Origin of the sequence: Marinobacter iranensis (genome assembly GCF_029207565.1) — a bacterium.
Classification (GTDB): Bacteria; Pseudomonadota; Gammaproteobacteria; order Pseudomonadales; family Oleiphilaceae; genus Marinobacter; species Marinobacter iranensis.
Map to the genome: position 1 here is coordinate 1 of NZ_JANCMW010000329.1, position 250 is coordinate 250.

Annotated in this window: 1 protein-coding gene; it reads right to left on the minus strand. The window is 57.2% G+C overall.

The features are described 5' to 3' along the window. On the minus strand, positions 1-250 hold a 250-nt coding region (locus NLU14_RS22575), incomplete at both ends, for a hypothetical protein (RefSeq protein ID WP_275710825.1).

The following is a 250-nucleotide window of genomic DNA, read 5'->3' on the forward strand; positions in this document are numbered from 1 at the left end:
AGTTGGCTCTTGCCTTCTGGATGACCTCGTTCCCCTTCGTTTGATAGTCCTTGACTGCCTCTTCGGGGGACTTCTCGCCGATGTACATCGCCTGCAGCTCCGGATAGAGCACCTGCCTCAGCTCGCTGTAGCCCGGCACGTTGCCCGTGAAGGAGAACATGTAGGCGGAGTTCTTGTCGTAAGCCTCGAACAGCGGGTATTGCGCCTTGAACTCGGAGACGACGGAGCTTCGGACCGGAATGCTGTTTTT